Raw genomic sequence first — 22,839 nt, 5'->3', positions numbered from 1 at the left:
TCAGTTTAATTGAATCTCTGATATGTGCATAGATACGATAAAAAAGACTTTCGTTCTGTCTTGCAAGTTCATTGATAGTTTCTTCATCAGATAATAGATATTTTTCTACATATTCCGCCATCAATTCATTTTCAGCGTCCGTTACTGATAAATTGATACCAGCATTTGCATACTGAGATTGTTTTTCTTGAATAAGAGTAGCAATATCATTATGTCCGTAAGCATATTCCAATCCATGATTGATTGTGAAGTTTCTAAAATCGTTATACATTTTACTTTCTTGTAAATGATGAGTAAATTCATGAGCAAAAACATTAGCAATCGGATTAGAGGAGTTTCGATTGATAAAGATTGTACCGTTTTCATAATATCCGTTTATTCCCGGTCGATCCGTTTCGATAAACTGTACTTTCGGTGCAACGTTGGACTTAACCAATCTTTGTGCAAAGTTAGACACTCTTTGTTCATCTATAGATAAACTATCCACGTTTTTAGTAGTGTATGTTTCTTGAACTTTCGGTAGAGGTTTTTGCGGTAGTTTTTCGTTAAACAGAAACCATTCATCAGCTTGTCCTTCATCGGCAATATTTCTAAGTTCCTTATATAAGGTGTCTTCGTAATATTCCCCTGTTTCTCTGTCTTTCATCATTCCCATTAACATATTGTCAAGTGCCAATTCAATCTTTTTTGCATTAGCATTTATTAACTTGTCATGTGCTTCTTTTACAACCTTTGCGTCAGAATTACTCATCAAGAACTCTAAAAACTCACGATATCGTGATAATCCGTCATCTATTGCTTTATAACTCATGCCTAAATCATGCAACATATAATTCATATCAGCTTCTGCTCTTTGCTTAGTACCCCCATAATGTAACTCTCCGTATTGGTCGTACCAACTTTCTCGTTTGCCTTTTATTGCGTTTCCTGCTTGTAATTCCAATTCATTTATCGCTTTGTAATAAATGCCTGATAAAATAGGATTTTCATACACATAAGCGTTTACTTTTTTATCGCCTACCCAAGCAGAATTTTTGTTAAATGTATAGGATTTCTTTCCGTCATCATCTTCATACATTGCCTTGTATGCCGAACGATTTTTCATCGGAATAGACTTGTTCAACATATCCTCTTTCAATGAATTAAATTCAGCTTCTTTTGCTCGATATTGTTTCATCTGTGCTACATATTCGGGAGGTTCTGTTATTGTTTGATTAGCTTGATTGTTTAATTGCTCGTATTGTCTTAAATTTTGCGGTGTGGTCGCAAGTTTATCCGTTGATTGTAGTTTTGTGTTGCTATATACATTAAGTCCGTCAGAAGGTACTTTTTTTGATTCATTCGGCACGATTGTATTCTGTGTCATCCTTTCAGCAACAATAGGATTAACATTTGATTGAGTAGAACTTTGAATCGGTGTTCTTGCTATATTGTTGATACTTCCTACAGTTCCAGGAACTCCCATCAATCCGAACGATAACGCACTTGAAACGGCAGTATCTTTCAATCGGTTCTTAACATCTTCTTTAGAATCCAACTCAATCCCACTCAATTTTTTACCAATGTTAGCTCCAGCAATAGATACTCCCTCTTGCAACACTTCTTGCCCTGTTTCTTTTGCGATATCTCCTGTTCTTTTTGCAATTTCCAATCCTATTTGTTTCATTGCAGATACATCATTTATAGCTTTTGCAAACTTGAAACCTTTTAGCAATTTATCGAATTGTATAAATTCAAGTCCTGCATTAACCGCACCTACACCTGTAGAGATATAAGAAGCTTTTTTAGGATCTACGCCACTTTCTATCTGTTCTCGGTAACTTGCCCCTTTTTCAGATTGATATGCACTTGTTGCAACTCCTACTTTCAGTCCCGTAGCAAAAGCTGTCGGAACTGTAACCGCTTCTTCAGGTAATGCTGCTTGCGGTCCAGCTTGCCCTAACGCCAAAGCGCCGCCAGCAAATGACATCCCGTAAGGAATAGCAGTTCTGAACTGTTCTATCTGTTGTCCGCCCAGTCCGCTTGCTCCTTGAATAGCAGTTTGTAACAGTCCTTTTGATTGTGGTACATAATACTTGCCTTTCCTTTTCTCAAGTTCAGCAATCTTCTTTCTATCCCTATTTTCTTCCTTCGACCATTCACGATTGATTTGAGTTTCAAAAATACTGTTCATCATTGGATTGAATACATTTCTTTGAAACTTGCCTTTTATCCCATCGTTTGAGTTTGCGGTTGGTTTAGAGTTTATCGGCAAAGGTTGAGGTCTTACTCCATATCTCATCATTCTTTCAGGTGTTATTTTAGGATTCAAATAAACATTGTTAGGATTTAGCGGTCTGAATGTTTGTTCTGTTGGTCTTGTAGGTTTATCAAACCTTTTTTCAAAACGATTGGTATTTTCAATCCTTGTTTTAGGTTCAGCAGTAGGCAATTTACCTACCGCTATCCCTTTATGTGCTTGTTTTACCGAATAACTTTGTGCCGCCTTTTGTGATTGGAAAGGAACTTCTTTTGTTTTTATATTTTTAGGTTGAGAATATGTCTCCTTATCTCCGTATGACTTGTCAACTTCATTTCTTACAATCATACTTGCTTTGGACGGTACATACTGCATAACCTCTTTGTATAACTTGTCTTTTTCTTGTTGTTTTTTCTTTCTTGATTGGAAATCCTCATAAAAATTCATTCTATCACTCCCTATTTAGGCATCCATCCGAAGGTTCTTTTATTGTTTAATGACAACAGCATTGATAATGCTTGTGGACTGATTGAATTCTTTTTCTGTTCTTGTTTCGGTTGTGGTTTAGGTGCTTCACTCCAACCAAAGTCATAAGATGATGAACCTCTTGAGCGTCCTCTTCTTCCACTTCTTCGTCCGCCGCTGCCTCTTCGTCCGCCTCTTGACTGTTGATAAGCAAATTTATCCCTTGACAAATCCAATTTGTCATTATTCAAACCAAACTGTTTATCAAATTTTTCTCTGTTGAAATCATTCTCCCAGTCCTGTTGTTGTTTTCTGTAGTCAAATTCTCTATCAGATTCAAAATTGCCACGATTGTACTTCATTAAGTCCATTGCCATGTTTTGACGATTCATCATAGTATCAATGTCCGATTGTCTTTGTCGCATTGCCATATCCGCCATTTGCATAGCTTGATTGAATTTCATGTTGTCTTGTTGGATTCCGGCTTGTGCCATTTCTTCATAGTAACTTGCTAATGTTTTCGCAAGCTCCATATCTCCTGTTGCCCTTGCTTGTGCAATGTCTGAATTAAGCTTATTCAGTGCATTTGCTTTTTCTCTGTTAGATTGATTCAATGCGTTTTGATAGCTTGTTTCCACATTCGCCAACGCCGATTCTGTCGCTCCTCCGCTAAGACCTTGCGCATTTAACTGTTCGTCTAAATCTCTTTTTGCAAGCATAGAACTAATATATGCTTGTTTTGCATTATCCTCATAACTTTGTTCCAGTGGTGTTCTTGTTGCTTCAAGTCTTGCTACTGCGCTATCTGTTGCAGCTCTGTTAGCTATGTTCATTTGGTTTGCCGCCTCTTTGAAATACTCCAAATTGTTTGTTTGTTCAGGGAAGTTCAAACCATCCATATAGCTTTGTAAAGACGGAATGTTTTGTCCTCCGTCAAACGGATTGTAATTTGTACCTGTTTGATTTTCTGTGCTACCTGATTGGTTTGAACCATAACCAAAATTATTGCCTTGAGATGGTGCATTTTGAGATAACAGTTTTTGAAGTTCCGTTCTTGCCCATTTTTGTTGCCCGGCATTGCCTGTGTCAATTAGAGATTGTAAATATTTTCTTTGATTATCCAATTGATTAGGAGCATAATTAGAATAATTAGAATTTGTACCCTTTTCTGATGGTGTAATAGGAGTTGGCGTTTCTCTTTTGTACTTCGATAAATCCGTTGGTTCTACATAATCATCAATCGACCATTCTCTGTCTGTTGACGGTTTTGGATATCCTTGTTTGTACGCTTCATCATACACCTTGTCAACATACGGATTGTTCCAATCTCCGGAACTTTGATGATAACTTCTGTATCGTTCGTTATCTGCGTGATTCCGTTGATTTACATACTTTGAAATGGTGTTACTGTCTTTTAGATTGTATCCATCCAAATATCCATTAGTAGGACGAACCATTCTTTGTATCTGTTCTTCTGAATATCCTTGACTTCTCAAGTTCTGCATAGTTGCAAGTGCTTGTTCTTCTCCGATTTGTTCACTTCTGAATCTTCCTGTATTATCTACATCAACAGAATAGGCTCTTGTTTTATTAGGATTGACAATCCCTCTTTCCTTTAATGATTTCAAAGTTTCGCCAAACGGATCACGATACATCACGTTATCATAAGCATATTTGCCTAATTCCCCTTGCTTTTTGATGTTTTGATAGTTATTGTAACCATCTTGGTCAATTCGTCTTGTGCCCCCATAAATCCGTCCGTCAGCACCTTGTGTATAACTTCTGTTGTAGTTATTTCCAAAGACATCCTTCATCTGTCCGTTTGAATCGGGAATGCTTGAACTATAATCTCTTTTCTCTCCTGAACTTCTTACTCCCATTGTCGGACTTTCAGAAGAGTGCCAACCTTGTTTTGTGGATTCAGCATTACCTCTACTTGCTTGCCATGCTTGGCTCTGTTGTCGCATTTTTTCAGCATGAGCATGAGCGTTTGACATACCTTGTTTGTCTCCTCTTGCTTTTGCGTCTTGCCATGCTTTTTGTGCCCTTTTTACCTCACTATCATAGTAATTCGACATAGTATCACTCCTTTTTTAGTAAAAAAATAAGAGGTATCCCCCCTTTTATTTCTGTTCTTCCCATGTTCCTGGTGATTCTTCAGGATTCTTCCCTGATTGTCTTGCTAATGATTTATACACCTTGCCATAATATTTCACTAAATCTCCTACTTTGTAGGTCAAATCATTAGAGTAAAATGGTGCTTCTTTAGGTTTTTCAACCTTTTTCCCTTTTGCATTGATTTCTTCCCAATATTCGTTGTTTAACTGTGGCAATAAATCATAACTTGATTTATGCTTTTTCTTACAACGATAAAGCTTGCCTAAATGTTTAACCAAATCACCGATTACATATTCTTCATCCTGTTTATAGTTACCAAACAGATAGATATTCTTCTGTAACTCTTCATTTGTCATACTCGACAAATCCAAGCCTTTTCGCGCCTGTTCTTTCAGTGCTTCTAACGTCAACTCTTCTTCTGATTTCGGAATCTCCATATACTTCTGTTTCAATTTCTTGTCCGTGTCATCCCAATAAGTTTCAACGGAAAATCCCTCTTTTCGTGGTAGAGGTTCAATCTCTTGATAAAAGTATTTATATTCTTCGTCTACACTTGTGAAGTCTACCAAATAACCTCTTTCGTCCGTTCTAATTAAATATTTCATAATAGTCCTCCTATTTTTCTGTTTTAAATAAACATCTGATATATTTATACTTACTATCTGTTTGATAGCTCGGTAATCTTATTTCAATCGAGTTCTTAAACTCCAACGGGATAGAAATGTTATAGATTTTCGGGGGGTCTTCATATAAATTAAAACTCCCATTTACAAATAAAGATAAGCTCTCAAGGTCTATCCTAACACCATCCAATTTGAATTCGATTTTAGACAAGTCATATAATCCAACTCTCTTAAATCCCAATAGCATTATCTCGCCGTGTGAACCACTATAACGAAATGTCTTTTCGGTCAGGCCATTTCCATCTACTTGTAAAACTCCAGTATCCCTAAAAACAGTGTGATATTTACAACTTTTTTCAACCTCTGCCTGCACCTTTCTGATGTTTGAATTTAAATAATCCGTTGCTTCACCGATTAAAACATCTAAAGGTTTTGACAAATTACTGTTAATCGCCTTTTTGATCTCTGCCCATCCCATTAGCTAATTACCTCCTCTATCGTTCTACCATCTGATTTAAATTCCGTTATACTTGTAATGGTTTCTAAAACAGAAATACCATTATCTCCGTATAAAATAACATCTTTTCTAATATTACCATTTGGTAAAAAACGAGTTGTTCTATTTGCGACTCGCTTGTTATTTCTATTATTGTAAATAGTTTCGCTTATTTCATCAGAAGAAGGGAAATATGTTTGTATTTTATGATATTTTTTGTTTAAAATATTATCAAAATCAAACGGCTTATCTGAATTTGTCTGCAGTGAATTCACCTTACCTTCAACAACGGATAATCGACCACCAATAGGCTCTACCATGGTTTCTACTGTCTTATTTGTCGCAAGGTCTGTCGGTTTGTTTTCAACATTATCCCATTGTACCGATTCAGCAGTTATTGCTATATCAGCTTTGTTTACGATTCCGTCTTTGTTAGAATCATATTTGCTTGATAGCATATCTCCACCACCTGAATTTTCTATGTCATCCTTTCTTGCATATTGGTCTGCGGGAACACCACCTAATTTATTACTGTTTACTGCCGTTTCTGTTTTCCCAAGTTTATTTGATAAATCGATTGATACTTGATTTATTCGTCCTGTAAGTTCAACCATTGCCGTTCTTGTTGAGTTTCCGTCCTCTTTGGTTTCATAGTATGACGGCAATTGTCCACCTAATTTTTCACTGTTTTTTGATGTTTCAGACACCTTTACAGAATTGTTCCCGGTTACATAGTCACTTTTTAACATAATGTCATTATTAGGATGTCCAATTCTTTCCCAGTCATAACCATCTTGACTTACCATCAAATACGGAATCCTTCCATCTGTCTGAACCTTGATATAATGTGCATTTTCCGTCTTAAAAACTACCCTCTTATCAGACAATTGTTTGAGAAAATCCAACAAATTGTTAGCAGTAACATCTTTGTAAGGTTCAATTCCCATACTTCTAATTGCACCACTTTGCAACAATTCTACCAACGGATTGAAAAATTGACTGATAAATATTTCAGGCCAGTCAAAAAACTCCTTGAGTTCTGTTGCCGAAATACCATCCCTTGACGGATAATTGCTTAAACTCTGTACTTTTTTACTGTCTAAAGCATTATCGGGTACTTTATAATCTCTTATTTTTGCCATTTTTACTCCTTTCTATCCCTTATATTTGGAATTTATTGTATATGTTGTCTGCATTTTATAGATCCCAAAAGGTTCACTCTCATTATTTTGAATCTTAAATTGGATTAACATAAACTTCTTTTCTTTTGCGTTAGTTGGAACTACCAAAGGAGCGTCATCCGTATTGAATGAAAACCTTTCAAAATCAATATTTTCAAAAGAAAAAATATCAAGATACGCACTTTTAACCTTTTTCATCCTTCCTTTTGCTCTATAAAAAATATCACAAGAAGACCTTAAATAAGGATTCAACATTACCCACAATCCTTTTAATGTCTTGTATCGTGTAATATCTCCAAAATCCAAAAATGGAGTTGTCCAATAAGCATTGATAGGTTCGTCATCATCAAGATATTTGCTCCTTTCGGTATCGTTGTCATTGTAGAATTTATATATCTTCCCATCTACAGTACCGAAATATAAATCCTTTTCATCTTCAAACCAACAATTTACGGGTACATTCTCCCAATAGTACCATTCATATTGAAATGATTCGTTGTTCTGTGCATAAGGATTGTATCCCTTGAATCCTTGTCTACCGTCAGCAATATAAACATGATTATTGATAGCAAGATAATAACAGCCATCGTGTTCTGTTGCGATTGCATTTTTCAAATCCTTTTCCTTTAACAACTTTTGATTGATATAGTAACTTCGGTTTTGTGCAAACCTCTCACCTAATACATCACGAGTAGCAACTGCCGTTACTCCGTCTTTTGCTAAAAATAATGAATCATCTCTCAAACTTGCCGTTGCTCTCTTACTGATTGCACCTACCCCGACAATCCCCTGTGTGAGAGGAAAAATCATATTACCTTTTTCCGTAAAATCGGCACTTCTGATATAAACTGTATAATCTTGATTGTTGTCCGATTTCATGATAGCAAGTCCAGTTCCGACTTTCATATATGACATAATATCAGAATTTTCCTGTCCTACTTTCTGATAAGACAAGTCAGAAAAATAGGTTGCGTCATTTACGTTACTATGCCAGTCTAAATTAGGATGTTGAGCATTTCCCGATAAAAATAACCAATCTCCAGTCCGATAGGTGTAAATTGTCATAATAGTACATTTGTTCAGTTTATCGAGGTATTCTTGATTCGTCTTTGCTCCAGTAATTTCAACATTGTCTCTTCCGTCTATCGGACTTTTCCCGGGAGCAGCCTTAAAAGTAACTTTTCCTTTTTCTCTTTCAACTGTAAAATCGGTATCTTCTTTCAAATCTTTCCATGTACCATCAGACTGCAACACTTTAGCGGTTACCTTTTCGGTGTCCAGTTTTTGAAAATCCAATAAATACTCCTTATCAGATTGTGTTCCTAAAAAACTATTTGTTCTTTTGGCAGATAACATATTGACTTCTTCATACATCTGTCCACCACCTGTAGGACTTCTTGATATAATCGTCTTTGGTATCTTTGCGGTTTCTGATACTTTTTTACACTCAAATTTCGGACTTTCTTTTGTTCCGAAGTTTCCATACACCAAAAAGGTTTTGCCGTCCAAAATATATATTTTCCCGTTAAATTGAACGCCTGTAGAGGGTTCATTGTTCATATCGGTGTAGATTTCTTTTTTTGTTCCCGTTAAAGAATCCATTTCATATAGTTTGTTTCCGTGGTGTACTATGAATTTCTTTACTCCCGTTGTTACAAGCTTGTAGATCCCATGAACCGAACCAGTCGGAAATTCCGACACCTTGCAATAACCATATCTTTTTACAGGAAATCCCGTTAAGTCGGAAATCATATTTATACAATCAGGACTTCTTGATAAGTCCACTTGTACAGGATTGTTTGAGAAGTCAACACCTTTGAATTTTTCAATATCCAATTTTTTCACTGATGGAGGACTTCCGAAACGAAATCCATCCTTTCGTGCTTTTACTCCCATAACACACCTCTTTTAATAATAACTTACAACATCGACATAATTTGCTTTGTTGTACTTGTCTTTATTTACTGCATATTGACTATCCCAAAATGTCGCTTTTGAGTATTCATCATCACCTAAAAAGTATTGTCTTCCCATTCCCCACGGCAACACGTTATAACAAAGTTCAGTATCATATTGGATTTCGTCATCTTCACTTGTTACAAACGGCACTGATTCTAATAACTCTTTTTGATTATGTTTTCTGATTGCGTTTTCCATATCAAATAAATCCATTAACAGATTGTTTACCATTCCTATTGTAAATTCTTTGTAAGGAGTGGAGTTGTCTTTGCTTTCATTCATTAAAGCTATTGTTATGTTAAATAATTCACTTACTTTCATAGTATCCCCCTTTCTATGTAGGTGGTATGCAACCATAAGTTGCACACCGATAAAGCATTAAGGGTTAACTTGTGTTACAACGTCAGAAGCAAATTTGTCATTCTCTTTCGCTACAGCTTTAACAACTGCACCTTGTGGCAATGACTTCACTTTTGTTGTGTAAATTTGAGCGTCTTTACTATATCTTGGGTCTGAACCATCAATAGTATACATTACTACACCAGTTCCAGTGATAGTCGCTTCGTTGGAAGCAATAGCAATTGTAGGGTTAGCAGTCTTTTTAGAAGCGTCTGTTGCTACATACACTCCGTTTGCTCTTTCTCCCAATACAAACGCGTCAAAGTAATAACGTCCTTCCAACAATGCACCGCTAATTCCAGGAGCGTCAGTGTGAATCTTTGCGTCATGAATCTTTGTAGGTTGGATAACAGAACGCTTATGGCAACCGATGTAGTGTGCATTAGCCGGCATATAGGAATCAGGAATTACAACTGCTTTGAATCCGGCAATCATCCCAACTACACCACGTGTCAAGTCTTCTTTTGCCAATGCGTCAACTCCTAAGAATTCAGGAGACATTCTGATATGGTTGTAGATAGTACCCCCAATATACAAGAATCTATCCCCTAAAGGAATCAACGAATTAGTAAATGCAGTTTCCATATCAAACAATTGATTTACGATGTTTGCCTTTGATGGAGCAGTCACTGCTTTGACTTGTCCAGCATTGTTGGCAAATTCGCTCAATGCGTACTTGTCAATCATTGGCACAACTTGTTCTGCTTGTTGCAATTTCATCATTCTTCCCGCTTGCTTGATGTATTGTTGGTCTGATTGGTTACCTTTGTCGATAGATACAGAGAATCCTTTGTCTTGTCTCATTTGCAATGCTTGTGTACGGTCTCCTAATTCCGTTGTGTTCCCGTATCTTTGCAAACCGCTTCTCTTGTAATCGTTTAGAGGTACCGTCACAGGTGTAGTGATAATAATTCCTCTCACTCCCTCAAAAGAATATTCTTTTGACACCTTACCCGCAATAAAACTTTCGTGAGTATATTGCGTAATGATTTGTTTTTCGTACTTTTCGTGCAAATGGATAACTCCCATTGTGCAACACTCCTTTCTAAAATTAAAAATTTGTATAAAAAAAACAGGCTTTCGCCTGCGTATACCTTAAATTACATAAAACCTTGTAAGAATGCGTCATTGTCAATGTTGTTTCCGACACCTCTCACACTTCCTACCGTTCTTTGTCGATTCTTTGTCTGTAACATATTCTGTTTTGTTTGTCTCTTTTGTTCACCGATTAGAAAGTTTTGATAGGCTTCTATCGGTGAAAGTCCATCCTCTAAACCTTTTACCATTTCTTGTGGGAAGTCCTCAAATTCGGTATATTTTTCGCTAAATTCGGGGTATTTTTCTTGTAATACTTCCCATCCTCTTACCCTCTCTTGATGTTGTCTTTGCTCCTCTTGTTGTCTTTGGTAGTTTTGTTGTTCTCTTGTTTGAAATTCTCTGTTTTGCAACTCAATTCTTGCGTATCTTAATGCCATTTGAGGTTCAATCCCTTGTTCGATAAACTCTTGTGCTAATGCTTGTTCTTGCGTTGCTCTTGTTTCTTGTGCTATGCTCATCAAATATTGGATAGAATCCATGCCGTTTTGACTTGCTAAATCTCTAAGCATTCTGATTTCAGGCACATTTCCTAAAATCTCATCAGGAATATTGCCTTGTGCAAACTCTGTTAATGCGGAAATCATTCCGGTAATCTCTGTTTCTTGCAACTCTGTTCCGTCAGATAGCTTATATGATGGAATCTCAGTGTCTTGTGATTCTTCTACTCCCAGCACATCATCAGAATTATCATCAGAATCATCATCAAAAAAATCATCTTCATCCCCCATGAAATCATCAATCTCTTTATCTAAATCAAATACATCATCTTGTACTACATCTTGTTGTTCTGTTTCACTTTGTACTATATCTTGTGTTACTTCATCCATAACCTTACTCCTTTACACTTATTTTTCTTCCACATACACTACAAACAACCTCATCATCTGTAGTTTGTGGTTCATTACCAATTACTTTGTACAGTTCGTTACCACATTCACAATGTCTGTATCCCTCTGCGTTCGTATGTTTTAGATACTCACTGCACCGAGGATTTCTGCAAAACTCTGTTTGTTCGTCAAGGACAGACATTTCACATTCACATTTTCTACATAGCATATTCTCCCCCCTCTTGCGGTTCAATCGGTTCTTGCGGTTGTTCTGCTTGTTTCTGTTCTGATTCCTTGATTCTATCGATAATCTTTTGTTTATTCTTGACATAGCCATCAGGTACCATTTCAAGGTATGTTAATGCGTCAGGAATGATATTTTGTGTCATTAGGTTATCTAATGTCTGTACTTGCGTCAGTTCATCCCAATAGGACGCTGCTCCTACTTCCACAGTCAAAGACATATTCAAATCCTTAAACTGCGAGAAATCAAAATAACTAATCTCTTGATAGTCCCCTTCTTCAATCTTGATTCTTCTTTCACCATAATATTCAGCGACAAACTCTATCAAAATCCTTACACAATCTTCAACAAATTGGTAATAGTCCATTTTTTGCAACTCGAGCGGTTGAGAAGCGGACTTTTGCACCGCTATGATTGCTGAGGTGTTGTCGGGTTTGACATTACCAAGAGCGGCGTCATAGATACCTAGTGCGTCCTTTGTCTTTTCTGTGGTCTTATCTGCTAACTGTGTTACTTGTGCTGACAAATCAGGCGCTTTCCATCCCGAATAAACAGCTTGGTTAGGATCTCCTTGCACTGCAATAGCTTGTCCTATCTTGTTGCTGAAATATGGAATTTTGGTTTCGTCATAGAATATTTTAGGGAAAGCATTTTGTTTTTGGTAAAGCATCGCCATAGCATAGATTTTGTTTATAAATATCTGATTCGGTATCTTCCCAACCACAGGACTTACGCCGTGCATTGATTTTTTTTGTTTTTCCCACACCATGCGTGCGATAGGGTAGATAGATATCCCCAAATCAATTTCGCCTTGAATAACATAGTTTTTCGTTGTTTTAATGCATTTTACTGTTCTTTTAGTCTTTGTCTGTAATACTCCAGTTTGGTCATCTATAACCTCTTCTGTTTTGGTTTCGATATAAAACTTCGTGAGTACAGTACAATACTTTGCTACAGTAGAGGCTATGTTATCTGCTTCCGTCAAACTTTCTCCGTCATCGGATTCTATGTTCTCAAAATCGCCAAATCCGTTGTTCTTTGCTTCTTCCTTGACCTCTTCCAACAATCGCCTTGATGATACTATGACATATGACTGGTCACTGATACTGTGTTTGGTAACATCGGCAAAGTGCAAATCCACATTGTCTACAATCTCACACATAATCACACCATTTTTGCCATTTTTGCCGATAGCATTGTTGTCAAAATAAAAATACATTGCACAATCCCCGGCAATTGCACAATCTTTTAAAAACTCTCTTGATAGTGCTTTATACTTGTTCATTTCCATAGCATTTTCAAGGACTTTAGACAAAATGTTTTGATAAAATTGGCTTTCATCTCCCTCTACATCGTCCATCAGTTCAAGAGATACTCCTATGTCATCAGACACAAGCATTGACACATAATAATTAACGGCAGGTTTTAAGACATTAAATACGGGTTTATCTAAATCAGGAGCGTTTAATCCTTCCCAGTGCTTATCGTGATAAAAGTCACTTGCTTTTTTGACATTATCGTAAAGGTCGATAGATTGTTTGTACTCAATATTTTTTTGGTACTCTTGCCATATACTCTCTGCTGTCTTTTTAATCTCCATCTGATCCACCACCTTTCAGCTGATAATTAAGCAATTCGTCCAACTGCTCCAGCTTTTTTCTTTCTTTCCTTGTCAGCACATCATCAACACTTTTTTTATCGCTTGATTCAAGAAAAACGTTTTCTTTTCGTATTTTCCCGTTAAGTAATGTAATTGCATTGTTTGATAATAAAACACCTAAAAAGAACCAAAATACTGCAAAATTAACAACAATCATTCCTGATAACACTTTATCCATCTTTTCACCTCCTTACATACCATAAGTGATAAAATCTTGTGTCTCATCTTCGTATGTTCTGTAGTCCTCTTCCCTTTTCTTTTCTGCGGGTAAAGTGTAACTCATGCAGAAGTATCTCAATGCGTCAGGAGCGTGTGTCAGTTCGTGCGGTTCTTTTGCCACATCGGACGGATTTTTTTTATCTCTTAAAAGTGCAGGCAAGCACCTAATCAAATTAACGCAAGTATCAAATATCTTCAATCTGCTTGAAACTGTTCCAACCTCATCAATACAAGGTTTTAGATATTCTTTCACCGACAACCAACCAGCGACTCTGTCATTCTTTGCAATTACAAGAGGGACACCATTTTCCGCAAAGATGTCTCTTGCACTCTTCCCTGTGTCTTGCCTTCGATTCCAAAGGTCAGGCGGTGCAAATGTACAAAAGATATCCTCATCTGTCATCTCAAGTATCTTTTTCGCCGCCTCTGATATGATAAGGTCAGACTGATACAACTCTTTGTATACATAAGGTCTGCTCTGCTCATCCACTGCTACCCAGTAGCACGCCAGCATATCAAGACCATAGTCCAGCACTCTATAACGTCGCCAATAATCAGGCAAGGAAAACGGTTTCACAACGTGAATATTCTTTTCAAACTCATCAAAATACTGTCCCTCAAAGATGTTCCAATCACCTAATAACAAGGCTTTTTTCTCTGCCTCAGGAAGTGATTCAAGACGTTTTAGATAGTCAGGGTCACTGTCCATCAAAAAGCGGTTATCTTGTACCTTTGAGGGGATAAATAACCTTGTACGTCCTGTCTCGTCTGTGTAGATCTCTTCAGGTGCTATCGTGTCAATAAATCTCTTTTTTACCCACGCATGACCTACACCGCCAGGGTTTGTACTGCTCTTTACTTGCTTTGGGAAGTTATTCGCTCCTCTTAGTCTTGATAACATATAAATATATTGATACTCTGTAAAGTGTGTTAACTCGTCAAACCTTATGCAATCATACTCTGCCGATTGATACTGTGTAACATCCGATTCACTCTCACAATAACCAAATTCTATAGTAGAACCATTGATAAACTGCCATTTCTTGGTAGTCTCTTTGTATTGTCCTATGTCTTTAGGAAAAAGCTCCTGTGATGTCAAGATAAGAGATCTTTTTAGCTCCGGAAATGTCCTGCGGAGTATAAGCTGCTTACTTTTTGGATATTTTAGAGCAAATAGTAAAGAATCTACTATCTGACCATAACTTTTGCCACCGCCAGCTGCACCGCCGAAAAGTGTCTCATCTGCTGATGACTTGATAAAAGATTGTTGTTTTTTTGTTATTTGTAAATCTATTATCATCACTCCTTTTTCACATAAAAAAGACTGTAGAAGTACAGTCATTGTTAAATCATTATCAATTATTGCCATTCTTTTTGTCTTACTCCTGTAAGAGATTGAGACTAACTAAAAATATAAATCTTTTTCTATCACACTGATTTCAATCTTTTCATATCATTTCATCATATTGTTAAAACTTTATCATTATCTCTACTCTATCACCTTGATATTGACGTCAAAAGGCTTTTCCTGTGCCACTTCAACTTGTTGTTTTTGTCTCCATTCCAATGGTTTGCGGTTGCATAGCCAGAATATTTGAGCCGTGTTGGATGGTGGCATAGTCTTTGTAACACGCTTGATTTCAATCTGTTTACCAGTTTCTCTGTCAATCTCATACGTAACCTCATCATACTCAAACCCTGTTGCTGACTTGTATAGAGCATTCTCGACCTCATAATCTGCTACAGCCTTCCCCCTTTTTATTGCCTCCGAAATCGTCGGAAACCGTTGCAAATAGTCATAATACGTTGATGACACCACGTTCATATTATGAGCAATCTGCACATCTGATAGCCCTAATCTTGCCCACGCCTCCAGCTGGATTAGTCCCTCTTCCGTGATCCACTGATCCGACTTTCTTTTTGCCATCTTATCCCCCTTTTTTTTGCATAAAAAAAGAGCAATCAAAAAGATTACTCTTGTACTCTTGTATTATACCATACTATTAACTATAATTTACTATACACATTGAAAAAATCGTTTTCTTATGATAAATCAATCCTTTTTATCCAACCGGTTTATCTTTTCTTCTACTGCCGATAAAACAAATGAATTGACTGACATTCCAACACTTTCGGCGAATTCTTTTAGTCTGTCCTTTTGTCCTTTTTTTACTTGCAAATAAACACGCTCGTACATCTTTTCTTTATAGCGTGCGTTAGCCCTTGTTGCAGATGTGCCCATGCTATCCCTCCTCTTTATAAGACTATAGCACATCGTACCGATTTTTTCAACCTCAAAAAATTTTCGAATATTTTTCGTTGAGATTCCAACTGTTTCAAGTTTGTTTGAAATTTTTTTTGAAAAAAGTATTGACATTATCGGTTCGCGCCGATATACTGTACTCACAAGCAAGCGATACACGCCTTGCAAAAAGTTCCCCCACAGAGGGAAAAAGGAGAGATGAAAGATGAAAAAGTTTGAAGTAGGCAAAATTTATATGGACACCGACAGCGTAGAGTCCGGCACGGCAAGACCTTATGTAGAGATAGAAGTTGTGAAAAGAACAGAAAAAAATATTTTTTTTAAGTACACCGAGCGCAGTTTGACACAGAGCGAAAAAGTAGAAAGAAAGAAGATTACAAATAGTTATTTAGAGTATGAGGTTATAGATTTTGATTGTTGCCCAAGTGCACCGCAAATAGTAGCTTAAGGAAAAGGAGAGGTTAAGATGACAAAACGAGATTTGTTGAAGAAATTCAACGCCTTATTAGAAGAAAAAGGCATGAACAGAATACAATTATTGTATGGTAATGTTGGCGTAAATTCCACAAAAAACGAGATCCAATCCGCGATAGATTGCTTATCGGAGAGTGACGAAGAGATGAACAATCGCCTTGAACAATTCAAGGGTACTTATCCTGCAATTTATAATACGATCTTGGATACAGGAAACTTTTTAACACATTCATTTAATCGATATTACGTGTATTTAAGTACAAAAATGTAAGAAATTAGGAGGAAAAGAAAATGACAAGATTTGTACTCTACAAAAAAGACTTAGAAATTGAGGTAAAAGTAAGAAGTTTTGAAAAAACAACAGAAAAAATCGAAGAAGCACTCCATAACATTGATGTTTGGGATGGAGTGAACGGCGAAGAAATATCAGTTTTTGAAACACGCGAAGAAGGTTTGAAAGAACTGCAAAAATATACAAATTACTACAAATGGATGCACGGAAATAGATATGACATAGACCTCTACACCCTTGAAGAGGAAGAGTGGGACGAAGAGGACGAGGATTGGTACTATGCATGGGCAGAAGATTGGGCAGAGTGGGACGAAGAAGAGGAAGAGGACGAAGAAGAGGAATAAGTAAAAAGAGGGGTTATTTCCCCTCTTTATTTAATGTGACTTTAACTTTTTTACAGCAGATTGATGGATCTTGAAGATTGCCACCTCCGTGTAATTCGTTCTTTTCGCTATCTCCTTGAACTGCAATCCTTCAATGTACCTCATTTCCATTATCATGCATTCCTTTTTTTTTAGCCTTTTGAACAAATTCTTTGCTCTTTCTCTTGTTACAATCAAGTCAACAACTTCTGTTCTTAACTTATCCTTGCAATCAATTAGTTTTATTTTTAAATCCTCGCTGTTTCCTCCGCTGTGTTGTACTCTCTCGTGTTCGTATTTAGTTATCAAACCGATGTCTTCCATCACTTCGTTCAAACGTTTAATTTGACGCATTTTTGAATCAATTCTTCGATTGACGAACAGTAACTCCGATAATTGTTCTTTGTCTATGCAGGCAACCTCTTTTTTCATTCTGTATTACTCCTTTTTTGGTGCTAAAACGGAACTTCTTCATCTTCTAATGTCTTATATCCATTTTCGTCAAAACTCCTTTCTGAGTGCTTTTTTTCTCCGAATTCAAGGAATTGAACATTTTCGGCAATAATTTCTGTAATATATCGTTTTTCTCCGTTTTGAGTTTCATAACTTCTATTTTGAATGGCACCTTTGATTCCAACTAACCTACCTTTCGCAAGATAGTTGGCACAGTTCTCAGCTTGTTTTCCCCAAACTTGCACGTTAAAAAAATCCGACTGTCTTTCTCCGTCCTTTGTTGTGTATGTTCTGTCCACTGCAATTGTGAAATTAGCTACAGCTTTTCCTGTAGATGGAACATATCTCATTTCCACATCTTTTGTTAATCTTCCAATCATAATTACTACATTCATACTTTACCTCTTTTCTATTAAGAATTTATCCTATTCTTCTACTTCAATGACTTCAAAATCATCTAAACTAGTATTAAACTTCTGTTTAATTTCTTCAATTTCTTGTTCGGTGAACCTCGTTTTATAATCGTCGGTTTCTAAACTGCCACTTAACACATATTTCTTATCTTCTGTTTTATAATTTAAATAAAAACTACCCGTTACGTTTTGAACAAACCTGTGTTTCAAATAATACTTCTCTTCCCCCTTTCTTTCTTCTATTGGTGTGGAAGAATACTCAACCAGTAGTTCGAATAATTCTTTCTTTGTTTCCTCTTTGAGTTCATAGAAATCCCCTATGTCAGTATTAACCTCATAACAATTATATTCATTTACCATTGCACAAGTGTCACACATCCTATTTTCAATGTATATATATGCATTTACATGCGTTGTTCTAAATCCTAATTTCTCTACTTTTTCGCAAAATTCTTTTGTTTTCATATTCTTTTCTCCTTTTCAATATCTATGTTTTTTATTTTTGCAATTCTTCTATAATTTGTTTTAGTTTTTCATTTATTATCAATTGATTTCTTCGGTTCAACTTTTTCGCTTGTTTAATTTCCGAAAAATCAAGCGCACCATATCTTATCCAATCGAATCCAGTTCTTGTAAAATACAATATGTTGTTTATTACTTTACATTTGTAACCATCAAAGATAAAATCAGTTGCATATTCAACATCTTCTTCCCAACCTAAGAATTCCGCTAATGATTGTGGTTTTTTCAACTCTTCAAATACATCAAAAATACGTTCAAATAATTCTCTTTCCTCTTCATATATCGTATAGTTTTCGATAAATTTATTGATATCATTTTGTATGCCTGTAATAATTTCATTTCTATTCATCCTTTTATTCTCCTGTCTATAAATATAATGTTTTCTCTACACCTATATCAATCCCAAATATAGATTGACAAATCTCTCTTTCTCTTTCAAATGCCTTTTGATATTCTTTGGTTTGTTTTGCTTTTTCAGTAATACTCCAACCTCTATATGGCAAATAACCATCTTCATCACCAATTACCTCTGTTACAACCTTTACAAGACCTTGTTCCCTCAATTTATTGAGTTGGTATCTTGCTTGATGTATCGTTATGCCGAGATCTTCTGCTATTAATCTTGCGGGATACGGATGCCAACCATTCATAATGTTTACATTGACCTTGCATAAAACTAATAATACATTTTTCATTTATTGCCTTCTTTCAGTAATTCAGGATTTTCATAAATATTTCCAATGACTTCAATACTACTACTTCCGTTTTTGTAGCAACTATCAACACAACAAACATAACCGTTTCCGCTTCTATCGCCATCAACACCTATAAAACGTGTGTCCTCATAAATAACGGTAAAGTTATGATTATTGTCTGTTGCAAATATATCTCCCTCATAAATTTCTTTTCCGTTCTTATCTTTTATCCCTGTGTATTGCATAAATACTAATCTTTTTACATCTTCAAAATTTTCGTTTTTGGAACACTTTGTTTTTCTTTGATAAGAACATCTAAAATCTCCACTCTTTGCACTATAAACAGTCATGTCATCTAAATCCACAAGTCCAATCATAAGCATTTTTTTGCTAACTTTATCCCATGCTCTAAATTTTATATCTCTCATTCTTTCTCCTCCAATTTTCCAATCTCCCTATCTAGATACCACTTTGCTTTTTTCAAATCTTCCAGCGGCTTGCCTTTCTTTTGGTGTCTTAAAATGTATTTAACAGTGTTTCCAAGTCCAAAGTTAAGCCCGAAACCCTCTATAACATCTATACTTTCAATTCCACTATCACTCTTATAGTGAGGTGGATGATTCACAATATTTATCATTTCAAGTCACTCTCCTTTACAAACATTCCATCAATTGTCTTGCCTTTTCTGTCCTTAATCTCAAGCCATGCGGATTTTACGCAATCTTCAATTTTCAATCCGTTCTGCATAGCAAGTATGGTAAGGACTACAAAGCAATCCCCTATCCCATCTTCCAAATCAGTAAGATTACTTTTGTTGATTGCTCTTGCTACCTCTCCTACCTCTTCCGTTAGCTTGCAAATCTGTTTTGTACTGTCAGCGTGTGCCAGTCCTCTATCCCTTGCCCATTGCTCGATTTTTCCAGTCAAAACATTCATTTTTTACTCTACCTCCTCTATGTTCAAAATGTCATCTGCACTTACAATAATGTCTGATAATTCGTTCACAAAAGATAGAACCAAATCATCCGAATCGTAGTACGTTGCCTTTATTGTTAGTTCATATTCTTTCCCTTGCTCAAGGCGGATTTCTTTACAATCTCCATCTTTATATATTTTCACCTCTACACATTCAGCCATATTTATCCCTCTACTTTCACTCCTGTTTCTTCTTCCAGCACCTTTTTTAAGTCATCAAAAGATACATATTCTTCTGATAAACAAACCATATTCTTTTCGACTTCTGTCAAAAACTTTTCCAACCTTTTCTGTCCAAATCCAAATGTATCTCTCAACACAATCAACGGAACGTTCATCATTAAGAAAAACGCTCTGCTAACTGCCTCGTTGGTAGCACTCTCTTTTATTTGATTGATGTCTTTTGACTTAATGTTAATCACGGACTCTTTCTCTTTTCTGTTTGCTCTTCTTCTCTCTGCTCGGTTCATCTTTTAACCCTCCTCATTATCCATCTTACATCCCTCGCCCAATCTTTATCAGTTGGACAATATTCCTTTCCAATCTCCTCAATTGACTTACCTTTGTACTTTTCATTCGATAAGAGATTGCCGAAATAGTCGATAGATTCATTCACGCTATCAAATCTCTTTAACTTTCCTTTAGATGTAATCCCAAACGGATTATTTTTAGTCCTGTAAGCATTACTTGTAAACCATCCGCTTTCTTGTATAGCTACAGCCTTTGCGAATGTGGCCGAAACCCCATATTTTTGTTCCATTTTGGCAAATTCTTTATCATACATATCGTGTTTAGGTAGTGCCTGTACTGTTGATGTAGACAGTACAAGCACCAACACAATCAATAACACCTTTTTCATGTTTCAACTCCTCTCGGCAATTATCAACTAATAGTTGACAGTTCAATTTCCACTCTCGGATTCTCCTTGTCATACAAAACCTTGCTCCCATCGTGGGAAACGATGATTTTTGAGTTATCATCCTCAATCACATTTGCATTAACCAAAATGTCGCAAGTTCCTTCAAGAAGATTCACAAGATCAACTTTTCTTTTCGTCTGCATATAATAAACGCACTTGAGATTATATGCGCCTGTAAGCCTTAATTTATCCTTGCCTGTAATCTGTCTGTGACAGTCTTTTTCGTACTCCTCAAACGCTTTAGATGGTTTGATTTTATAAAATCCGCCACATTTGAATATTCTCTGACTGTTTTTTTTCGTTCTTGGAGCTCCGTATAAGATTAGTTTCAAATTCGTGTTAATCATCTCTTATATTTTATAGCTATTTGCGATTATTTTGTACTAAATTTCGATTTTAATTTGTTTATAATCTAAATATTCATCATTTAATCTAAAATTGAAATTAGATATGTTTTTTAGTGTTTTATAACCTTTGGTTCTTAATTCCTTTCATAGAGATTACAAACCCACCTGCCATCTGCACTAACCGACTTGCGATTGCCTCATCAACATCAAACAACTCATCAATGCTTTTTTCTGTTGTTGTGATGGTGATCTTCTGCATGTTGTAGCGATAATCAACAATCTCATAGATGTATCTTTTCTGTGCCTCACTTACAGCCCCTTTGAAAAGGTCATCAATTAGCAGTACGGGAATGTTTTTATATTGTCCTATAATGCGATAGTAATACTCTTTGTCCATTGCATTCTGTGATAAATTTCGCACCAATTCCAAATAATTGACATATTTGATGTATTTCCCTTGTTTTGAGTGTTCAAGTAGCATTGCAATAGCCAAATGCGTTTTTCCCGAACCGACTTGTCCTGAGATAACCGCACTCTTATTTTGAACTACACAATCTCTACATTGCTGCTTAACCGTTCTTTGCTCCTCTGTCTTTGCTTTGAAAGAATCAAAATCTCTTGATTTCAAAAAAACACTCAATCCCGAACGTTGGAGCATTTCTTGATATTCTTTAGCAATCCTACACTTACACTTCTCAGAATATGAATAACCATCTTTCTCATAAAAGATGAATCCAATGTCATTGCATAATTTACAAGTTGCAGTAGAGATATCCATATTTTTCGTCTTTTGGTTCATTGCTCTTTTCTCCAGCACTTCCTGTAGTTGTGTCATCGTCTAAACTCCCCCTTTCGTAAACGTCTTGCCAGCAATGGTCTATTGAGGCATTTAATAGCTTGATTTTTTTGTTGTCATCACCAGCGCTTAATTTATCCAGTTTGTTTAATAGCCTTGTTACTGTGCTTTTAGTGGTAATAGGTTTTTTAATCTGCTTTCTCATGTCAACAAATTCAGATAGAGTCTGCTGTAATTCTTTATTGTCTGTGTAAGAAAAAAATAAGTCATCAGTAGAAAAGGATTTATTCCTTTTCGGTCTTAATTCTTTTTCTTTTATTTTTTCTTTTTCTTTTTCTTTTTCTTTTTCTTTTTCTTTTTCCCCCTGGTGTATGCATATGGTATGCATAGGGTATGCATAGGGTATCAATTCTGTTTTAATTTGTTCGATAAATTCTTGTGTTTTCAATGTTTCCAACTCTTTTTCAATACACTTCAAAACTGTGTTTGATTTTATCCAGTTATATTTGTAATAATTTGTAATAAAAATTTCACAATTTGTAATATTGTATTTTATTTTTCCGTAATCTATAAATCTATTTATAAGTTTGTCTATAGTCTCTACGTTATAACCTGTTTCAAATTCAATCACTTTTTTTGGTAAAACATAACATCCTATTTGGTTCACTTTTGTATTTGTCAAAAGATACAAATAAAAATATTTTTCTTCAGGTGTTAAGCTTAAAACGAAATCATCTTGCCAAAATTCAGTTTGAACTGCTCTATACTTTGCCATGATTAACTCCTTTTTTATCAGTGAA

At 35.9% G+C, this 22,839-nt stretch carries 32 protein-coding genes; 3 read left to right on the top strand and 29 right to left on the bottom strand.

Annotated features, from left to right (window positions below; genetic code table 11):
* The 15 genes from ACO5GE_RS04100 to ACO5GE_RS04030 all read right to left on the bottom strand — a co-directional run.
* Positions 1-2,686, bottom strand: a 2,686-nt coding sequence (locus ACO5GE_RS04100; RefSeq protein ID WP_484829661.1) for a hypothetical protein, incomplete at its 3' end; no start/stop codon positions are given.
* Positions 2,687-2,697: 11 nt separating this feature from the next.
* Positions 2,698-4,782: a hypothetical protein gene (locus ACO5GE_RS04095; RefSeq protein WP_484829660.1), complete on the bottom strand. Its 2,085-nt coding sequence runs from the start codon at positions 4,780-4,782 to the stop codon at positions 2,698-2,700.
* Between the two features lie 45 nt (positions 4,783-4,827).
* Positions 4,828-5,427, bottom strand: a complete 600-nt coding sequence (locus ACO5GE_RS04090; protein ID WP_484829659.1) for a hypothetical protein — start codon at positions 5,425-5,427, stop codon at positions 4,828-4,830.
* Positions 5,428-5,437: 10 nt separating this feature from the next.
* On the bottom strand, positions 5,438-5,923 hold the full coding sequence (locus tag ACO5GE_RS04085; RefSeq protein WP_484829658.1) for a hypothetical protein: 486 nt from the start codon (positions 5,921-5,923) through the stop codon (positions 5,438-5,440).
* Complete coding sequence (locus ACO5GE_RS04080) at positions 5,923-7,083, bottom strand: hypothetical protein (protein WP_484829657.1); 1,161 nt, start codon at positions 7,081-7,083, stop codon at positions 5,923-5,925. Before ACO5GE_RS04080 ends, ACO5GE_RS04085 begins: the two co-directional genes overlap by 1 nt.
* Before the next feature lie 12 nt (positions 7,084-7,095).
* Positions 7,096-9,018, bottom strand: a complete 1,923-nt coding sequence (locus ACO5GE_RS04075; protein WP_484829656.1) for a hypothetical protein — start codon at positions 9,016-9,018, stop codon at positions 7,096-7,098.
* Between the two features lie 12 nt (positions 9,019-9,030).
* Positions 9,031-9,402, bottom strand: a complete 372-nt coding sequence (locus ACO5GE_RS04070; RefSeq protein ID WP_484829655.1) for a hypothetical protein — start codon at positions 9,400-9,402, stop codon at positions 9,031-9,033.
* A gap of 57 nt (positions 9,403-9,459) precedes the next feature.
* A complete protein-coding gene (locus ACO5GE_RS04065; RefSeq protein ID WP_484829654.1) occupies positions 9,460-10,509 on the bottom strand; it encodes an FN3 associated domain-containing protein in 1,050 nt (349 codons plus the stop codon).
* A gap of 71 nt (positions 10,510-10,580) precedes the next feature.
* Positions 10,581-11,405 carry a hypothetical protein gene (locus tag ACO5GE_RS04060; protein ID WP_484829653.1) on the bottom strand — a complete coding sequence of 275 codons (825 nt, stop codon included), beginning with the start codon at positions 11,403-11,405 and terminating at the stop codon, positions 10,581-10,583.
* Positions 11,406-11,409: 4 nt separating this feature from the next.
* Entirely contained in the window at positions 11,410-11,634 is a 225-nt protein-coding gene (locus tag ACO5GE_RS04055; protein ID WP_484829652.1) for a hypothetical protein, read from the bottom strand.
* Positions 11,624-13,249, bottom strand: a complete 1,626-nt coding sequence (locus ACO5GE_RS04050) for a portal protein (protein ID WP_484829651.1) — start codon at positions 13,247-13,249, stop codon at positions 11,624-11,626. The genes ACO5GE_RS04055 and ACO5GE_RS04050 overlap by 11 nt, the downstream gene beginning before the upstream one ends.
* Positions 13,239-13,487: a hypothetical protein gene (locus ACO5GE_RS04045; RefSeq protein ID WP_484829650.1), complete on the bottom strand. Its 249-nt coding sequence runs from the start codon at positions 13,485-13,487 to the stop codon at positions 13,239-13,241. Before ACO5GE_RS04045 ends, ACO5GE_RS04050 begins: the two co-directional genes overlap by 11 nt.
* Positions 13,488-13,499: 12 nt before the next feature.
* The gene (locus ACO5GE_RS04040; RefSeq protein ID WP_484829649.1) at positions 13,500-14,897 is read right to left on the bottom strand and encodes a terminase large subunit domain-containing protein; all 1,398 of its coding nucleotides are present in this window, start codon (positions 14,895-14,897) and stop codon (positions 13,500-13,502) included.
* 120 nt (positions 14,898-15,017) lie between these two features.
* The gene (locus ACO5GE_RS04035) at positions 15,018-15,353 is read right to left on the bottom strand and encodes a hypothetical protein (RefSeq protein ID WP_484829648.1); all 336 of its coding nucleotides are present in this window, start codon (positions 15,351-15,353) and stop codon (positions 15,018-15,020) included.
* A gap of 228 nt (positions 15,354-15,581) precedes the next feature.
* The gene (locus tag ACO5GE_RS04030) at positions 15,582-15,770 is read right to left on the bottom strand and encodes a hypothetical protein (protein ID WP_484829647.1); all 189 of its coding nucleotides are present in this window, start codon (positions 15,768-15,770) and stop codon (positions 15,582-15,584) included.
* 226 nt (positions 15,771-15,996) lie between these two features.
* On the opposite strand from ACO5GE_RS04030, the gene ACO5GE_RS04025 reads away from it, so the two are divergent.
* The 3 genes from ACO5GE_RS04025 to ACO5GE_RS04015 are packed head-to-tail and all read left to right on the top strand — an operon-like array spanning position 15,997 to position 16,901.
* Entirely contained in the window at positions 15,997-16,239 is a 243-nt protein-coding gene (locus tag ACO5GE_RS04025) for a hypothetical protein (protein WP_484829646.1), read from the top strand.
* Between the two features lie 18 nt (positions 16,240-16,257).
* Positions 16,258-16,536: a hypothetical protein gene (locus tag ACO5GE_RS04020; protein WP_484829645.1), complete on the top strand. Its 279-nt coding sequence runs from the start codon at positions 16,258-16,260 to the stop codon at positions 16,534-16,536.
* Positions 16,537-16,556: 20 nt separating this feature from the next.
* Positions 16,557-16,901, top strand: coding sequence for a hypothetical protein (locus ACO5GE_RS04015; RefSeq protein ID WP_484829644.1), 345 nt, complete (start codon positions 16,557-16,559; stop codon positions 16,899-16,901).
* Positions 16,902-16,931: 30 nt separating this feature from the next.
* Here ACO5GE_RS04015 and ACO5GE_RS04010 read toward each other — a convergent pair whose 3' ends face one another.
* The 14 genes from ACO5GE_RS04010 to ACO5GE_RS03945 form a co-directional block, all read right to left on the bottom strand.
* Positions 16,932-17,351, bottom strand: a complete 420-nt coding sequence (locus tag ACO5GE_RS04010; RefSeq protein WP_484829643.1) for a sigma factor-like helix-turn-helix DNA-binding protein — start codon at positions 17,349-17,351, stop codon at positions 16,932-16,934.
* Positions 17,352-17,374: 23 nt separating this feature from the next.
* Positions 17,375-17,767: a single-stranded DNA-binding protein gene (locus ACO5GE_RS04005; RefSeq protein ID WP_484829642.1), complete on the bottom strand. Its 393-nt coding sequence runs from the start codon at positions 17,765-17,767 to the stop codon at positions 17,375-17,377.
* Between the two features lie 30 nt (positions 17,768-17,797).
* Positions 17,798-18,250, bottom strand: coding sequence for a hypothetical protein (locus tag ACO5GE_RS04000; protein ID WP_484829641.1), 453 nt, complete (start codon positions 18,248-18,250; stop codon positions 17,798-17,800).
* 31 nt (positions 18,251-18,281) lie between these two features.
* On the bottom strand, positions 18,282-18,656 hold the full coding sequence (locus ACO5GE_RS03995; protein ID WP_484829640.1) for a hypothetical protein: 375 nt from the start codon (positions 18,654-18,656) through the stop codon (positions 18,282-18,284).
* Positions 18,657-18,672: 16 nt separating this feature from the next.
* On the bottom strand, positions 18,673-19,002 hold the full coding sequence (locus ACO5GE_RS03990; RefSeq protein ID WP_484829639.1) for a FaeA/PapI family transcriptional regulator: 330 nt from the start codon (positions 19,000-19,002) through the stop codon (positions 18,673-18,675).
* The gene (locus tag ACO5GE_RS03985) at positions 18,999-19,430 is read right to left on the bottom strand and encodes a YopX family protein (protein ID WP_484829638.1); all 432 of its coding nucleotides are present in this window, start codon (positions 19,428-19,430) and stop codon (positions 18,999-19,001) included. Before ACO5GE_RS03985 ends, ACO5GE_RS03990 begins: the two co-directional genes overlap by 4 nt.
* Positions 19,427-19,639 (bottom strand): DUF3310 domain-containing protein, encoded by a 213-nt coding sequence (locus tag ACO5GE_RS03980; protein ID WP_484829637.1) that lies wholly within the window; start codon positions 19,637-19,639, stop codon positions 19,427-19,429. The genes ACO5GE_RS03985 and ACO5GE_RS03980 overlap by 4 nt, the downstream gene beginning before the upstream one ends.
* On the bottom strand, positions 19,636-19,938 hold the full coding sequence (locus ACO5GE_RS03975; RefSeq protein ID WP_484829636.1) for a MazG-like family protein: 303 nt from the start codon (positions 19,936-19,938) through the stop codon (positions 19,636-19,638). The genes ACO5GE_RS03980 and ACO5GE_RS03975 overlap by 4 nt, the downstream gene beginning before the upstream one ends.
* Positions 19,939-19,941: 3 nt before the next feature.
* Positions 19,942-20,139 (bottom strand): hypothetical protein, encoded by a 198-nt coding sequence (locus ACO5GE_RS03970; RefSeq protein ID WP_484829635.1) that lies wholly within the window; start codon positions 20,137-20,139, stop codon positions 19,942-19,944.
* A 2-nt stretch (positions 20,140-20,141) separates the two neighbouring features.
* Complete coding sequence (locus ACO5GE_RS03965) at positions 20,142-20,447, bottom strand: hypothetical protein (protein WP_484829634.1); 306 nt, start codon at positions 20,445-20,447, stop codon at positions 20,142-20,144.
* On the bottom strand, positions 20,444-20,836 hold the full coding sequence (locus tag ACO5GE_RS03960; protein ID WP_484829633.1) for a glucosaminidase domain-containing protein: 393 nt from the start codon (positions 20,834-20,836) through the stop codon (positions 20,444-20,446). The genes ACO5GE_RS03965 and ACO5GE_RS03960 overlap by 4 nt, the downstream gene beginning before the upstream one ends.
* A 23-nt stretch (positions 20,837-20,859) precedes the next feature.
* Positions 20,860-21,228, bottom strand: a complete 369-nt coding sequence (locus tag ACO5GE_RS03955; RefSeq protein ID WP_484829632.1) for a RusA family crossover junction endodeoxyribonuclease — start codon at positions 21,226-21,228, stop codon at positions 20,860-20,862.
* Positions 21,229-21,361: 133 nt separating this feature from the next.
* Entirely contained in the window at positions 21,362-22,078 is a 717-nt protein-coding gene (locus ACO5GE_RS03950; RefSeq protein WP_484829631.1) for an ATP-binding protein, read from the bottom strand.
* Positions 21,996-22,814, bottom strand: a complete 819-nt coding sequence (locus ACO5GE_RS03945) for a hypothetical protein (RefSeq protein ID WP_484829630.1) — start codon at positions 22,812-22,814, stop codon at positions 21,996-21,998. The genes ACO5GE_RS03950 and ACO5GE_RS03945 overlap by 83 nt, the downstream gene beginning before the upstream one ends.
* Positions 22,815-22,839: the final 25 nt, after the last annotated feature.

This window comes from Filifactor sp. (genome assembly GCF_057248345.1).
The sequence above is the reverse complement of the archived record's forward strand: the minus strand, read 5'-3'. Positions and strand labels throughout refer to the sequence as shown.

Bases quoted from the DNA above. Each gene is read 5' to 3' on its own strand.
- ACO5GE_RS04085 (WP_484829658.1), bottom strand. From the start codon at position 5,923: ATGGGATGGGCAGAGATCAAAAAGGCGATTAACAGTAATTTGTCAAAA.
- ACO5GE_RS04075 (WP_484829656.1), bottom strand. From the start codon at position 9,018: ATGGGAGTAAAAGCACGAAAGGATGGATTTCGTTTCGGAAGTCCTCCA.
- ACO5GE_RS04080 (WP_484829657.1), bottom strand. From the start codon at position 7,083: ATGGCAAAAATAAGAGATTATAAAGTACCCGATAATGCTTTAGACAGT.
- ACO5GE_RS04005 (WP_484829642.1), bottom strand. From the start codon at position 17,767: ATGAATGTAGTAATTATGATTGGAAGATTAACAAAAGATGTGGAAATG.
- ACO5GE_RS04040 (WP_484829649.1), bottom strand. From the start codon at position 14,897: ATGGCAATAATTGATAATGATTTAACAATGACTGTACTTCTACAGTCT.
- ACO5GE_RS03975 (WP_484829636.1), bottom strand. From the start codon at position 19,938: ATGAATGTTTTGACTGGAAAAATCGAGCAATGGGCAAGGGATAGAGGA.
- ACO5GE_RS04035 (WP_484829648.1), bottom strand. From the start codon at position 15,353: ATGAACGTGGTGTCATCAACGTATTATGACTATTTGCAACGGTTTCCG.
- ACO5GE_RS03980 (WP_484829637.1), bottom strand. From the start codon at position 19,639: ATGATAAATATTGTGAATCATCCACCTCACTATAAGAGTGATAGTGGA.
- ACO5GE_RS03990 (WP_484829639.1), bottom strand. From the start codon at position 19,002: ATGAAAAATGTATTATTAGTTTTATGCAAGGTCAATGTAAACATTATG.
- ACO5GE_RS04020 (WP_484829645.1), top strand. From the start codon at position 16,258: ATGACAAAACGAGATTTGTTGAAGAAATTCAACGCCTTATTAGAAGAA.
- ACO5GE_RS04000 (WP_484829641.1), bottom strand. From the start codon at position 18,250: ATGAAAACAAAAGAATTTTGCGAAAAAGTAGAGAAATTAGGATTTAGA.
- ACO5GE_RS04070 (WP_484829655.1), bottom strand. From the start codon at position 9,402: ATGAAAGTAAGTGAATTATTTAACATAACAATAGCTTTAATGAATGAA.
- ACO5GE_RS04065 (WP_484829654.1), bottom strand. From the start codon at position 10,509: ATGGGAGTTATCCATTTGCACGAAAAGTACGAAAAACAAATCATTACG.
- ACO5GE_RS03945 (WP_484829630.1), bottom strand. From the start codon at position 22,814: ATGGCAAAGTATAGAGCAGTTCAAACTGAATTTTGGCAAGATGATTTC.
- ACO5GE_RS04030 (WP_484829647.1), bottom strand. From the start codon at position 15,770: ATGGGCACATCTGCAACAAGGGCTAACGCACGCTATAAAGAAAAGATG.
- ACO5GE_RS03965 (WP_484829634.1), bottom strand. From the start codon at position 20,447: ATGAACCGAGCAGAGAGAAGAAGAGCAAACAGAAAAGAGAAAGAGTCC.
- ACO5GE_RS03960 (WP_484829633.1), bottom strand. From the start codon at position 20,836: ATGAAAAAGGTGTTATTGATTGTGTTGGTGCTTGTACTGTCTACATCA.
- ACO5GE_RS04050 (WP_484829651.1), bottom strand. From the start codon at position 13,249: ATGGAGATTAAAAAGACAGCAGAGAGTATATGGCAAGAGTACCAAAAA.
- ACO5GE_RS04025 (WP_484829646.1), top strand. From the start codon at position 15,997: ATGAAAAAGTTTGAAGTAGGCAAAATTTATATGGACACCGACAGCGTA.
- ACO5GE_RS04015 (WP_484829644.1), top strand. From the start codon at position 16,557: ATGACAAGATTTGTACTCTACAAAAAAGACTTAGAAATTGAGGTAAAA.
- ACO5GE_RS03995 (WP_484829640.1), bottom strand. From the start codon at position 18,656: ATGAATAGAAATGAAATTATTACAGGCATACAAAATGATATCAATAAA.
- ACO5GE_RS03970 (WP_484829635.1), bottom strand. From the start codon at position 20,139: ATGGCTGAATGTGTAGAGGTGAAAATATATAAAGATGGAGATTGTAAA.
- ACO5GE_RS04045 (WP_484829650.1), bottom strand. From the start codon at position 13,487: ATGGATAAAGTGTTATCAGGAATGATTGTTGTTAATTTTGCAGTATTT.
- ACO5GE_RS04095 (WP_484829660.1), bottom strand. From the start codon at position 4,782: ATGTCGAATTACTATGATAGTGAGGTAAAAAGGGCACAAAAAGCATGG.
- ACO5GE_RS04090 (WP_484829659.1), bottom strand. From the start codon at position 5,427: ATGAAATATTTAATTAGAACGGACGAAAGAGGTTATTTGGTAGACTTC.
- ACO5GE_RS04060 (WP_484829653.1), bottom strand. From the start codon at position 11,405: ATGGATGAAGTAACACAAGATATAGTACAAAGTGAAACAGAACAACAA.
- ACO5GE_RS04055 (WP_484829652.1), bottom strand. From the start codon at position 11,634: ATGCTATGTAGAAAATGTGAATGTGAAATGTCTGTCCTTGACGAACAA.
- ACO5GE_RS03950 (WP_484829631.1), bottom strand. From the start codon at position 22,078: ATGACACAACTACAGGAAGTGCTGGAGAAAAGAGCAATGAACCAAAAG.
- ACO5GE_RS04010 (WP_484829643.1), bottom strand. From the start codon at position 17,351: ATGAAAAAAGAGGTTGCCTGCATAGACAAAGAACAATTATCGGAGTTA.
- ACO5GE_RS03985 (WP_484829638.1), bottom strand. From the start codon at position 19,430: ATGAGAGATATAAAATTTAGAGCATGGGATAAAGTTAGCAAAAAAATG.